Annotated in this window: 9 protein-coding genes; 5 read left to right on the top strand and 4 right to left on the bottom strand. The window is 50.5% G+C overall.

The window, feature by feature from the left end; all coding sequences use genetic code 11:
* Positions 1-19: 19 nt before the first annotated feature.
* From ACMV8I_RS08785 to ACMV8I_RS08775, 3 genes are all read right to left on the bottom strand, one after another.
* Positions 20-1,942: a methyl-accepting chemotaxis protein gene (locus ACMV8I_RS08785; protein ID WP_498864855.1), complete on the bottom strand. Its 1,923-nt coding sequence runs from the start codon at positions 1,940-1,942 to the stop codon at positions 20-22.
* 344 nt (positions 1,943-2,286) lie between these two features.
* Positions 2,287-2,637 (bottom strand): DUF1304 domain-containing protein, encoded by a 351-nt coding sequence (locus ACMV8I_RS08780; protein ID WP_498864854.1) that lies wholly within the window; start codon positions 2,635-2,637, stop codon positions 2,287-2,289.
* A 508-nt stretch (positions 2,638-3,145) separates the two neighbouring features.
* Positions 3,146-3,934 (bottom strand): MipA/OmpV family protein, encoded by a 789-nt coding sequence (locus ACMV8I_RS08775; RefSeq protein WP_498864853.1) that lies wholly within the window; start codon positions 3,932-3,934, stop codon positions 3,146-3,148.
* Positions 3,935-4,063: 129 nt separating this feature from the next.
* Between ACMV8I_RS08775 and ACMV8I_RS08770 the strand changes: the two genes are divergently transcribed.
* From ACMV8I_RS08770 to ACMV8I_RS08750, 5 genes are all read left to right on the top strand, one after another.
* Positions 4,064-4,759 carry a response regulator gene (locus ACMV8I_RS08770; RefSeq protein ID WP_498864852.1) on the top strand — a complete coding sequence of 232 codons (696 nt, stop codon included), beginning with the start codon at positions 4,064-4,066 and terminating at the stop codon, positions 4,757-4,759.
* Positions 4,756-5,937: a sensor histidine kinase gene (locus ACMV8I_RS08765; RefSeq protein ID WP_498864851.1), complete on the top strand. Its 1,182-nt coding sequence runs from the start codon at positions 4,756-4,758 to the stop codon at positions 5,935-5,937. Before ACMV8I_RS08770 ends, ACMV8I_RS08765 begins: the two co-directional genes overlap by 4 nt.
* Before the next feature lie 96 nt (positions 5,938-6,033).
* The gene (locus ACMV8I_RS08760) at positions 6,034-7,185 is read left to right on the top strand and encodes an efflux RND transporter periplasmic adaptor subunit (protein WP_498864850.1); all 1,152 of its coding nucleotides are present in this window, start codon (positions 6,034-6,036) and stop codon (positions 7,183-7,185) included.
* Positions 7,185-10,268 carry an efflux RND transporter permease subunit gene (locus ACMV8I_RS08755; protein ID WP_498864849.1) on the top strand — a complete coding sequence of 1,028 codons (3,084 nt, stop codon included), beginning with the start codon at positions 7,185-7,187 and terminating at the stop codon, positions 10,266-10,268. Before ACMV8I_RS08760 ends, ACMV8I_RS08755 begins: the two co-directional genes overlap by 1 nt.
* Before the next feature lie 386 nt (positions 10,269-10,654).
* Positions 10,655-11,656 carry a VirK/YbjX family protein gene (locus ACMV8I_RS08750; protein WP_498864848.1) on the top strand — a complete coding sequence of 334 codons (1,002 nt, stop codon included), beginning with the start codon at positions 10,655-10,657 and terminating at the stop codon, positions 11,654-11,656.
* A 156-nt stretch (positions 11,657-11,812) separates the two neighbouring features.
* Here the strand turns inward: ACMV8I_RS08750 and ACMV8I_RS08745 are convergent, their stop codons facing one another.
* Positions 11,813-13,498: an NAD-dependent malic enzyme gene (locus ACMV8I_RS08745; RefSeq protein ID WP_498864847.1), complete on the bottom strand. Its 1,686-nt coding sequence runs from the start codon at positions 13,496-13,498 to the stop codon at positions 11,813-11,815.
* Positions 13,499-13,957: the final 459 nt, after the last annotated feature.

Raw genomic sequence — 13,957 nt, 5'->3', positions numbered from 1 at the left:
TTTACTGTAAGGGAACACCTTATTTTACGTGGCTGCCCAGGCGGAAGATTTGCACCGTCTGGGCCAACTGCTGTGCCTGATCCTCCAGTGATGCGGCGGCGGCGGACATCTGCTGTACCAGCGCCGAGTTTTGCTGGGTGGCACCGTCCATCTGGTTGACAGCGACCGTTACCTGACCAATGCCCTGTGACTGCTCATCTGAAGCATGAACGATTTCACCAATGATGGTTTTCACCGAATTCACCGCGGTAGTCATCTCCTGCATGGTTCTTCCTGCATCCTCAACCAGCGAGACGCCTTGATCGACACGCACAGTGGATTCACTGATTAAGGCTGAGATATCTTTCGCCGCGTTGGCGCTGCGCTGCGCCAGGCTGCGAACCTCCGCAGCAACGACGGCGAAGCCGCGACCCTGTTCACCGGCGCGAGCGGCTTCTACCGCCGCATTCAGCGCCAGGATATTGGTCTGGAAGGCAATGCCGTTGATTAAGCTGGTAATCGCGCCGATTTTCTGTGAACTGTCATCTATCTGCTGCATAATTAGCACCACCTGCTGCACCAAATGCTCCCCGCGTTGCGCAATGTCAGTGGCATTTTCAGTGAGTGCCGTGGCCTGATGGGCGTTGTCCGCGTTGTGTTTCACCGTGGCAGTCAGTTGTTCCATGCTGGCGGCGGTCTGTTCCAGCGCGGCGGCCTGCTGTTCAGTGCGCGAGGCCAGATCGAGGTTGCCGGAGGCAATTTCTTCCGCACCTTGCCGCACCGAGTCGCTGGCAGAGATAATCTCTCCCACCATGGTTCTCAGTTGTTGTTGCATGGTATGCATGGCAAAGAAAATACTCTGACGATCGTTAGCCACCACGGGTATTTCGGCGGATAAGTTACCTTCTGCCACACCCAGCGCGATGGCCGCTGCCTGAGAGGGTTCACCACCGATCGGTCTGGAAATCTTGCGGTTGAAGATCAGAGCCAGCACGGTGCAGACAATCACAATGCTCAGCAGCATCATGATCAACGCATGCATCAGTTGCCGATTAGCCGCAGCCATCACGACACTGACCGGCGTTACCACGCCCAGATACCAGGGCATCGTGCTGGTGCCGACGGTGATCGGCCGCCACGTTTCCAGCACGTTCTCACCCAGCGAGCTGTCATAATGCTCCACTACTTGCTGAGTAAACTTGTCGGTATTGCCTTTGTAAGGTTTGCCCGCCATCGCTTGGTCGGGGCTGGAGATCACCCGGCCGGTGTTGGACAGCAGCAGAGCGTAGCCCACGCCTTCCCAGGGTCTGATTGCCCCAACGCTTTTCTGTAACGATGCAAGGGAGATGTCTGAGGTGATCACCGCTTTGAGCTGGTTGTCATCAATCACCACGGCGGCGACGGAGGTCAGCAGAGTATCGACGCCGTTGTAGGCGTAGCTGTAGGGCTCGGTGAGCACGTCTTTTTGCAGCTTCTGCGGGATCAGGTAGTAGTCGCCCTGTCCTGGTTTGAAAATGGAATCGAGGTTATGCAGGGTGAAGGTGCCGTCACTTCCGCGGTCGACAAAGCGGGCAAAGCGGCCTTTGGGGGTGGAGTCCGGCCGTTGAGCAAATTCAGCATCGCGGCCATCGAAAGCGTTTTCCTCAAAAATCACCGACATCGACAGGTAATTCGGATTCTGCTTGAGCGAGTACTTCATCAACTCTTCAGCGACTTTTCGGTCGGTGATCCCGGCAGCGGGCAAGGCGATCAGGCTTTGTCCCAGATCTTTGGCTACCGTGCGGGCATACTCCAGATCCTTCTGCACATTAAGCGCGTTGGTCTCGGCAATTTTGCCCAGATAGTTTTCTGCAACCCTGCGCTGGTGCTGGCTCGACTGCCAGCTCAGCAAGCCGATGGTGATAGTGAAACCTAAGGTGATGGTCAGGGCTCCGGTCAGGAGCATCAGCGTGCGCGTACTCATTTTTCGTTTTGGTTTAGGCTGGATGTGCAAGTGAAATTTCCCCAGTGTAAGAGATTAAGCGCGATTAACTTCCTGTCGATGGATTTCCCTTTGAACAATCTATCGGCAAATTCTGGGCAATCTTTATGCGGCTTGGTTGAATAAATCGGATTGAGGAAAAACATCCCCAAAACAACCGGCACCCCGGTACCGGCTGAGAAGATCAGAATGAAGAAGGGTTGAAGAATTCTACTGACAACTACACGGTGTTTTCGAAGGGATCACCGTTTTCCGTGGCTGGAATGGCAACATCATCCTATGAGTGGAATAAACCAGCTCATTGATGACAATTTTGATGACAGCAATTACAGAAAAAGCAGTGCTGTAAGGGTTATCAATGCAGGCAGTGCCTGAACATACAATATTTTTCTGTTGGCGCTGATCGAACCATAGATGCCAGCGATGAGCACGCACGTCAGGAAGAAGAGCTTAAACTGAAAACCACCTTCGCCTAACCACAACCCGTAAAGAAGTCCTGCCGCCAGGAAGCCATTGTAGAGGCCCTGATTTGCTGCCAATGTCTTTGTTGCCCGAGAGAAATCAGCGTTTATATTAAACGCTTTACGACCTGTGCTGGTATCCCATAGAAACATTTCAAGGATGAGGATATAGATATGAATAGCCGCCACGAAAACTATGAGAACGTTTGATAACATATTGTGCCTCACCGAAGTTAAAAATGGTTTGAGGCAAGTATATGTGCAGCCTAAATTTACTGCCATCCGGCAGGTTCATATTCCAGAACACCCAAAAAAAGCCGGCACATGGATACCGGCTGAGAAGATCAGAATGAAGAGCGTTTGTAAGGCAGATACTGGAGGCTGACCATGATTAGCCAAAACGCAGAGTTCCTGCATTACGCTGAACGGCGTGAGGATTGACCGCGCTTTAACGTGCGGCGCATCTTGCACACTAACCCGTATGATCATTTCTCTGAAGAGATATTCAACAAAGCCGCAAAGAGACAGTCTCAGTCATAGAAAAAAAGATAAAAAATAATATTTAATATAACGTAGGGAAACAGTATAAAAATAATTAACCTCATAATATTTTTTAGTAATGTCAGTGACAAAAAAAGCCCTATGCTTCCCGCTATAAGAAATAGCAACAGTACGCATTTATTCACGGAACTCCGCTCTCTTTAGGCATCGGAGAGCAAAGGGGTCAGAACGAATAAGTTACGGCGACCGCTGCGGTGGTCTGATTTCGCTGAAACACAATCGGACTGTTTGCCGCATGATCATCGAGCCAGGTGTAACCAACGCTGAGTGCAGAGCCCCAGTGTGGCGTGAACTGATGGCTCCACATAAGGTTACTGTCCATTCCGTAAAACCCGCCTGCGGCACGGTAACGTGCATAACCAGAGTGCGTACTCTGTTCTTCATTGACACCATAAAAAGTGTTCATATAACGCCCGTCGCCAAACAGTGCCGAAATCTGAAGTGCGACGTTATCATTGTTATTTTGCACCGGGATAAGCGTGACTGAGGTTCGATATTGGACACCCTGTCCGTCGCTGAGTGGCAGAGTAGCCCGCTCTTCGAGCGAGAGCCACGAGGTGGCCATCCACCCGGCCGAGATTGACGTGTTGACTGTCGCGTCAATATTACCCATACCTTTGAGTTTATCAGACCCGTCTCGCCATTTGGAATCACGGTCTGAGCGTCCAAGACCATAACCAAGGGTATGCTCAAGATAAAGGCCATTGTCACTCTGTAGGTCGTACCCAATCCCTTTTAGGGAGTCAAAGAAAAAGGCGCCGTCACGGGCCTGAATAACCGGCACCACTTGTGTGTGTCGTTTGTCAGAACCACTGTAGAGAGGGGCATTTTGTGCTCCCAGACCAATAATGAGGCTCTGCTGCGATGCGCTGGCGCTATCAGCACAGGCTTGCGCCGCTGCAGCGGAAGTCGCAATACAAAACATGTGGAGCATCAATTTTCTGGTTATCATCGTCAACCTCATCCCCGTATTATTGCCTGACCCTGTTAAATCTACACGGCCGTGTTTAAGGCACTACTATGAAGACGCTGTGTCAACGAACTGTCAGGGCTTTATGAAGAAATTGTCAAGGTGACTAAAATGAATGCTAAACGCGTGCTGGTGATAGAAGACGATGCGGATGCGGCCGATGTGCTTGAGGCTTATCTTCGTCGTGAGAATTATGAGGTTGCCGTTGCTGGCGATGGACTGAAAGGGTTAGATATGTTCAAGCGCTGGAAGCCCGATATTGTCCTGCTTGACGTGATGTTGCCCGTGATGAACGGCACAGAAGTGCTGTCCGCTATCCGCCGTGCTGGCGACATACCGGTAATTATGGTGACTGCGATGGGGGATATCTACGATAAAATTGGCGCCTTGCGCTACGGTGCCGACGATTATGTGGTTAAACCCTACAACCCGGGAGAGGTCATCGCCCGCGTACAGGCGGTATTAAGGCGCATTACTCCCAATGAAACTCTGAGAAAACAGCTGCGCTGGGAAGGGCTTTCTATCGATGAAGAATCCATGTCGGTCAGCGTTACTGATGCATTAGGCCATGTGTCAAAGCCGGACCTTACGCCCACTGAATTCACCTTGCTTATCACGCTTATGCGTACGCCGACGCGGCCGCTGTCACGCCAGCACCTGTTGGAGGAGTGCCTGCCTGAAAGTGAGGCGCTTGAGCGGGTGGTCGATACCCACATTTATAATCTGCGAAAAAAACTGGAGTCGGCGGGGATCAGCAACATATTATTTAATGTTCGTGGCGTTGGGTACAGGTTCAAGCAACCATGAGTAATTTTAAAAGCCAGTCCCTTTGGCGCTGGATTTGCGTGCGTATTCTGACGCTGGCAATTGGCTCTGTGATTGTCATTGCTTTCTGTATGTGGCTGCGTTTTGGGATTCAGAATTTTTGGGTCATCTCGCACATGTCGCAAGCGAGTAAAAATGTCTTTTTGCCATTGTTCGAGAACCCTGAACGTAATCCATTGCTCTTTCATCAAATTATGGATGAGCATTGGGGGATCTGGTACTCCGTTCCCTCGATCATGTCAGCCGATTGGTTGATGGTGGGCATGCTTGTCCTGGTGGTCATTCCATTTATTGTCATTTTGGGACTCCGGGCTGCCCGACCACTTTCAGAACAGTTTATCAATCTGGCTACCGCCGCGAGAGCGGTGTCACGGGGTGAGTTTACGGTTCGCGCTGCTCGGATAAAAGAAGCACCGGCTGAGCTGGCTCAGTTTACCGACGATTTCAACACGATGACACGTCAGCTGGAACGCTATGAACGGGAACTGCATGCTTCACATGTCGCTATGGCGCATGAACTCCGCTCTCCACTAACCGCCGCTATTGGCCGTGTGCAGGGCATGCTCGACGGTGTTTTTCTGCTGGAGCCTACACAGCTGGAAACGGTCATGAAACAGCTTCAGCTCCTCAGCCTGCTGACTGATGATCTGCATCTGCTATCACTGGCCGACGCGGGCCAGCTTATCCTAAGCAAAACCCACATGAGCCTCACTGATGTGTTGAAAGAGCGTGCTGGCTGGTTAAAACCGCAGGCCGAAACGTGTGGCATGAAAATTGTGGTAGTCACGGCGTCCCCGAGCTTATATGAAGGAGACGTTTTTAGACTTGGACAGTTATTTACCATCCTCATGGAAAACGCGCTGCGTTATGCAACCGAAGGGGGGTATTTGACTATCAACGTAACGCCATCCCACCGCGGGTACGCTATTTCCTTTCGTGATAACGGGCCGGGTGTCTCTGCGGATTTTCTGCCAACAATGTTTGAGCGTTTTACACGCGAAGAGTCATCCCGTGCGCGACATTCAGGCGGGAGCGGCCTGGGTTTGTCGATTGCCAAGGCCATTTGTGTGGCCCACGGCGGTGGCATCGTAGCATCACTGCCTGCTGAAGGCGGTTTGTTGATCACCGCCCACTTACCTATTGTGGAAACAGCAGACTAACAAATTAGCTGGTCTTGACGATCCCTTGATGAAATGTAAAGCGTATCTGGATAAAACCTGGATTGAATAGTGCTATCTCAATTCAGGAACATGGCCATGACTCATCTATTTGCCGGCTGCACCAAAAAGGCGTTACAACCTATCGGGGGAGTGGGGCTATTTAAATCCACGGCGTTAATGTTACTTGCGTCGCTGATTTTACTTTCTGCGGTATTTTTACTGTCTGGCTGCGGAGACAAAGACCAGAAGCAAAGTGCGCCTCCCCGACCTGTTCGTTTTATCGTCGCACCAGCCCCTACCTCCAGCATGCCTTTTATCCAAACTGGCGAGATACAGGCGCATGATGAAGTCACGCTGAGTTTTCGCGTGGAAGGACGTCTGCTGAGCCGTACAGTGGACGTGGGCGATCGCGTGCAGGCCGGCCAAGTTCTGGCAGCGGTGGACAGTGATACCGGTCAGAATCAGCTCCACAGTGCCAGAGCCGATCTGGACAGTGCGCGGGCGGCTGAACGTGTGGCAGCGCTCAACCTCGAGCGAATGAGGAAGCTCATGCCGCTGGGTGCCATTGCCCGCGCCCAGTACGATACCGCTCAGTCTGACTGGCAGGCCGCTGCATCGCACCGCCAGAGCAGTGAAGCCGCACTAAAAAATGCTCAAGATACCCTCTCGTGGACCCGTCTGACTGCACCGCAATCCGGCGTGGTTACCGAGGTAAAAGCTTTTCCAGGTCAGATCCTCAGTATAGGGCAGTCGGTTATTACTCTCGCCGTGGGAGAGGGGCGCGATGCGGTATTTGATCTCGCGGATCCTCAGGTCATGACACGAAATTCGGCGGTACCTTTTACCCTTTCACTCCTTTCTGATCCGTCAATACACACGAGTGGACACTTACGGGATGTCAGTCCTCAGGCAGACCCGCAGACGCGAACCTGGCGGGTGCGTGTTTCCCTCGATAACCCGCCGGTGGCTATGGCCCTGGGCGCGACAGTTCAAGGGCAAATGGAGCAGGCAGGAGCGCCGGTGATAGCGCTGCCAGCACACGCGCTGACGCGCATGGGAGATAAACCCGCGGTGTTCATTGTGGATCGCACGACCTTCAAGCTACATCTTCGCGTCGTTGACATTGCCCATTTTACGCGTGCTGCAATATTTATTGCCAGTGGGGTAAACCCAGGCGAAACGGTCGTTACGGCGGGAGTCAGTAAGCTGCGTCAGGATGAGAAGGTCTCGCTCGTGGAGGATAAATAATGAAAGACCGTTCGATGAAACACGCGGTTAACCTCTCAGCCTGGGCGTTAAAAAACCAGCAGTTGATGGTGTTCTTTATGCTGCTAGTGATGGCGGCTGGCGTCATGAGCTACGAAAGCCTTCCACGCAATGAAGATCCGGCCTTCACTATTAAAACGGCGATTGTTTCCGCTCGATGGACCGGCGCGAATGTCCAGGATACGGTGAATCTGCTGACCGATCCCCTTGAGAAAAAGCTGCAAGAAATACCTTATCTCGATTACGTGGAGAGCCAAACCCGCGCCGGGCAGTCGACTATCTATGTCAACCTGCGCGACGACACGCCGCCGTCCCGGGTGCCCGATATCTGGTATCAGGTAAGAAAAAAGATGCAGGACATCAAATATTCATTGCCGGCAGGCGTTCAGGGTCCAGCCGTCAACGATAATTTCGACGACACATTTGGCACCATCTACGGCTTTACTGCCGAAGGGTACACGACTCGCGAACTCAGAGACAAAGTTGACGATATTCACCGTGAGCTGATGTCACTTCCTGATATCGGGAAAGTCACGCTGCTAGGTGAGCAGGAAGAGCAGATGGTGATTGCTTTTTCCCCGCGAAAACTGGCCGGTATGGGGCTGGATCTGCAACAGATTAGTGACGCGCTGAAAGCGCAGAATGCCGTAGTATCAGCCGGGGTGTTAAGAAGCGGAGCGGAAAATATTGCGTTGAGGGTCAGCGGGGCTTTAGATCCAGAACAGAGCCTCAATGCGACAACGTTGCATATTGCTGGTCGCTATATCCCCCTCACTGATATTGCGACAATAAGTCGGCAACCTGCCGAACCGCCAGCACCGACCTTCAGGGTGAACGGCCAGCCGGCGATAGGTTTGGCTATTTCTATGGCTGCTACCGGTAATATGCTCAAATTCGGCGACGCTATAAACAGTCGGATGACAGATATTCAGTCCCGGCTCCCGCATGGGATTGAGATGACTAAGGTTGCTGACCAGTCCGCCGTGGTGAAAGAAGCCGTCAATGGATTTGTTCACGTCCTGCTGGAGGCCGTCGTCATTGTGTTGGCCGTCTCCTTTATCTCCCTGGGCACCCGCGCAGGGTTGGTGGTGGCTGCTGCAATTCCTCTGGTTCTGGCCATGACGTTCGCCGGTATGATGTTGTGTGGAATTGGGCTGCAGCGTATCTCACTCGGCGCGCTGATCATTGCGCTTGGCCTATTGGTCGACGATGCCATGATCAGCGTAGAGGCGATGGTCGCCAGGCTTGAAGCTGGCGACAGCCGCTGGCAGGCCGCCACCTATGCCTTTGAGACAACTGCGTTCCCAATGCTGACCGGGACACTGGTCATGATTGCCGGTTTTATTCCGGTGGGTTTTGCCGCCTCAGGCGCTGGCGAATACTGTATTTCGCTGTTCGCCGTGGTGATGATTTCATTGCTGTGTTCATGGGTTGTTGCCATCCTTTTCACGCCGCTAATGGGGACATGGTTGCTGACTGTTCCAGCAAAACGCCATGATGATACTCCCGGTAAAATCGTGCGGTTCTATCAATTCATTCTCCGCGGCGTGCTGCGTCACCGAGGGTTGACATTGGGGACTGCGATCAGTTTATTGGTCGCAGCCGCGTATGGCTCAACCTTTATGCAAGGGGAATTCTTCCCGGCATCCGATCGGCCTGAATTACTTGTCAGTCTGACCTTGCCGGCAAATGCCTCTCACGAGGAGACTGCGCGTCAGGTCGAACGGTTAGAGAAAATACTCAGCGGTAATGCCAATATCGATCACTTCTCAACGTATATCGGCGGGGGCGCTATACGTTTTTATCTGCCTATGGACACATTATCCGATAATGAAAACACGGCCCAGATGGTCGTCGTGGCAAAGGATTTAGAGGCAAGAGACCGGCTCAGGCAACAATTAGAAACGGTGGTGGCACAAGACTTCAGCGATATTACAACGAGGATATCTCCTCTTGAACTCGGGCCACCCGTCGGCTGGCCAATCAGGTATCGCGTGACTGGCCCTGACTATGGAAAAGTACAGATCATCGCCCGTCAACTTGCCGCGTCACTGGGCGACAGTTCTGCCTCGCGCGAGGTCAACCTGACAGCCGGCGAGCCAGAGCGGGTGATCACCTTTAAGGTTAACCAGACGGCGGCCCGTGCAGCGGGTGTTTCTTCAGAAGGGTTGGCGAGTGCACTAAATACCCTTTACTCGGGAAGTGTCATCACCACGGTACGTGACGGTAATCGTCTGATTGATGTAGTTTTACGCGGGGACGATAGAGAACGGCAGGATACCCAAATCCTTTCCGGATTAACGGTCACCACGGCAGACGGAAATAAAATACCTTTAAGTCAGGTTGCGACGCCGGCATGGGGCATCGAAGATTCGCTGATATACCGGCGTAATCGTCTGCCTTTCATCACGGTTCAGACCGATCTGGCACCGGGTATGAACGCTTCTGCGGTATCAGCGCAGCTGGCATCGCGCGTGCAACAACTGCGTGAAACTCTTTCAACCGATTATCATATACGTGAAGATGGGTCGGTGGCGGAGTCTGACAAAGGGAACAGCTCTGTGTTTGCCGTACTGCCGGTGACGCTCATCGTGATGTTGGTTCTGCTTATGGTTCAGTTGCGGCAGATCTCACGCATGATGCTCGCGCTATTGATGGCGCCGTTTGGCTTGATAGGTGTGGTACTGAGCATGTTACCGACGGGAACTGCAATGGGTTTTGTCTCGCTGCTTGGTATTATTGCTTTGGCGGGCATGATAATTCGCAATGCGGTGATCCTAATAAGCGAGGCAGATAGCAATACTCGCGCTGGGATGACGCGTGACGATGCCATTATTGCAGCGGCAAAGCATCGATCTCGCCCAATATTTCTTACAGCTTGTGCCGCTATTCTTGGGATGCTTCCTATCTCACGGCAGGTGTTCTGGGGGCCAATGGCTTATGCCATTATTGGCGGGTTGCTTATTGCCACCATCATCACACTGACGGTTCTCCCTGCAGCAATGAGTCTTGTTATGCAGCTTGAACAGCGGTGGGAAAAAACGGGAAAAAACAAACAGACCTAACTTAACTGTATTCGGCTATTGTTTTTTACATTGTAGTAAACTCGCGGCCAGGCAGGTTGATCTAAATGTTATACGGAGATGTAAGGTGAAAATATCACAATAATTCCGGCCACTAAGGGTAGTGCATACCGTTATTAAATAATGTCACTGATGGCAAGGCCCTCTCGGGATTTATCCGGCACACTCACCGGAAAATCAGAGCGGCCTTAGCCTATGTGGTTTACGACACGAGGATGAGCCTCGCCGAAATAACCCCAAGCCGCTGACAGAAGCCATGCTTTATAAAATTATCATGTTGAGTATTCCTTGATAATATCTTCATTGAACATTGATTCGCGGGGAGTCTACTAGGTAAATGCAAAAACCAATTCTAGTGGATGTGAAATATGTTGACCAAAACAAAGAAATTACTCAAGAAAATTAAGAATGCCGTTCTTTATTATCTTTCCTATGTTATAACCCCCAGCGACATAGGAAAAAACAAAAAACATATCCATAAAATAAGATTTATACTGAGAACATTTTGGTTTCCTATTTTAACGTTCAAGCTGATTTACTATATTGCGAATCACCACAACAGAGGATACATTCTGCATTGGCAGCCTGGATTCCCTTATAAACTACACAGGCCTTATTTATCCCTGGCCTTGTCAGGAGAGGATCGTCTTAAAGGAATAATCTCTCACTACAGTAATCAACTCATCAGTAATGACCTGATTTTTAATCGAGAGGGTTCAAAAAATGGCGCAGTTATTGCCTGCTTTCAGGGCTCCTCTGGCAGCGAGTATTTACTACGCTTTTATTCATCCTGCGGTCTTGATAAAGAAGGTGAGCTAACTTTCTCAATCAATCATTGTGGAAATATTCTTGCAAAAATAACCTTCACAATAATGTCCTATAGTGGGCAGGATGTTTTATTTATCGGTGGGATACAGGGTGGAGCACCAGGCACCGCACATGATCAAATCAAGCAGGCGACAAAAGAATGTTATGGTGCCTTCCCTAAAAGGATTGTCATTGAAGCTATCAGAGCCTTTTCAATAAAGTTGAATATCAATCGTATCGTTAGTGTGTCAAATAAAACACATGTCTATTCGAGTAAGAGATATATGACAAAGAAAAAGGATGTTTTTTTAGCAAGTTATGACACATTTTTGGAGTCAATCGGTGGAGAAATTGACAGTAATGACCATTATATTATACCGATTAATTCCGTCTCAAAATCACTGGATGATATTCCATCAAAGAAACGAGCGCAGTATAAAAGAAAACAGGAGCTCCTTGCGTTAGTTTTTACGCAAGTCTATGAAAATGTATTAATCCCTCCATTGCAAAAATTTAAGGAAAAGACAATGATTGCTGAAAAACACTCTGTTTTTAAAATATAGAATTCATGGGGAAATATAATAATAAGCATGGCTATTTTGCTGAAGGGTGTGAAACAGGTTGTTCTTATATGAGAACAACCTGTTCGAAAGGTATGCGGGCCGTAATCAAGATCAGATCCCTCTCTTTCTCCCGCACACAGGTACCGGCTGAGAAGATCAGAATGAAGAGCGTTTGTAAGGCAGATAAGTTGCCTGCCAGAATTCGGTATTCAATCGGTTTTGCAGCGTCTCTTCCGTGACCACTGGCGCAACGCCTTCGTGCTGTGCCACGCGGGCAACTTCCGCCGCAATCACTTTTGACACTTTCTGGATATCGCCCAGCGCGGGCAATAATGAGCCCTGGCCGGTTGTCGCCAGCGGCGAAAGATTTGCCAGCGCCTGGCTGGCGGCGAGCAACATGCCATCGGTCACGCGGCGCGCTCTTGACGCCAGAATCCCCAGACCCAGCCCCGGGAAAATATAGGCATTGTTACATTGCGGGATTAGGTAAATACGGTCCTGATAATGCACCGGTGCGAACGGGCTGCCGGTCGCCATCAGCGCAGCGCCTTCTGTCCAGGCGATCACATCCTGCGGACGCGCTTCGGCGCGGGATGTCGGATTAGACAGCGGCATAATGATCGGATGATGGCAGTGATGATGCATCTCGCGGATGATCTCTTCGGTGAACAGTCCTGGCTGCCCGGAAACGCCAATCAGAATAGTCGGTTTGGAGTGACGGACGACATCGAGCAAAGAGATATTTTGCGGGTCGACCGGCCACTGGCTGATCTTGTCTTTGTGCGTGACCAGTTTACGCTGGAAATCGAGCAGATTTGGCATGTCATCGGTTAACAAACCAAAGCGATCCACCATAAAGACCTGACTGCGCGCTTCGTCCTCCGCTGCGCCTTCGGCAATCATCTGCGCGATGATCTTCTCGGCAATACCACAACCGGCAGACCCCGCCCCCAGGAACGTCACGCGCTGGTCGCGTAACTGTGTTCCTGCGGCATGGCTGGCTGCGATCAGGCAGCCCAATGTGACGGCTGCTGTCCCCTGAATATCATCATTAAAACAGCACAACTGGTTGCGATAGCGTTCAAGCAGAGGCATCGCATTGGTCTGGGCAAAATCTTCGAACTGTAACAGCACATCCGGCCAGCGCGTTTTTACTGCCTGAATGAACAGGTCCATAAAGTCGTTGTATTCGCCGTCGGTGATCCGCGGATGGCGCCAGCCCATGTACAGCGGGTCGGCAATGCGCTGTGCATTATTGGTACCGACGTCCAGCATGATGGGCAGCGTATTGGCCGGATTAATGCCGCCACAGGAGGTATAGAGAGATAATTTGCCAATCGGGATGCCCATGCCGCCAATCCCCTGATCGCCCAGTCCGAGAATCCGCTCGCCGTCGGTGACGACAATCACCCGGATATCGTTCTTGCAGAAGTTTTGTAGCATCTCATCAATGTGGTCGCGATCGGGGTAGGAAATGAACAGGCCGCGTGCACGGCGATAGATATCCGAAAAATGTTCGCACGCTTCGCCGACGGTCGGGGTGTAGATGATCGGCAACATCTCCTCCAGATGCGAACTCACCAGGTTATAGAACAGTGTCTCGTTGGTGTCCTGGATATTGCGTAAATAGATGTGCTTGGAAATATCGCGTTTAAAATCAGAAAACTGGGAATACGCACGGTCAGTTTGTTCACTGATGGTTTCAACCTGATTGGGTAACAGACCGTTGAGATTGAGAGCCAGGCGTTCATCGCGGGTAAAAGCGGAGCCTTTGTTCAGCAGCGGGTTTTCCAGTAAAAGCGAGCCAGTATAGTGTGTGTAGAGTGGGCGTTTTTTTAACATCGTTTACAGCCTTTGTGAGTTTGAACTCAGTTATTTTCCGAAGCGTTGTGTTTCTGTCTCCAGAACCCTTGCAGTAAAATTCCATTATCAATTGAATCAATGTACATATATTCAATGGCGCATGGCCGCCAACGTCGAATAGGAATTTTTTAAAAACATGCTTCTTCTTTTTTATAACATGTAGGAGGGGGGTATTCTGGTTACTTAAATTACAAAAGGTTTTCAATACTTACTGGTGATAATTTAACACATAGTGTTGTTGGATTTTTCAGGATATATCAAAGCGAGTTATTATATTTTCATTCGCTTAAGATAAATTAATTAACAAAAAATAACTCATTGTTTTTAATGGATTCTTTAATTAAGTAATTATTGTTATCGCAACCTAAGGAACGAATGTGATGATTATCACAATTGCTATGATTCTTAACGGATATAAATGCTCGCCACTTTGTTTTT

Source organism: Ewingella sp. S1.OA.A_B6 (genome assembly GCF_049889095.1).
Classification (GTDB): Bacteria; Pseudomonadota; Gammaproteobacteria; order Enterobacterales; family Enterobacteriaceae; genus Ewingella.
Note: the sequence above shows the minus strand (reverse complement) of the source record. Positions and strands in the feature narration are given on the sequence as shown.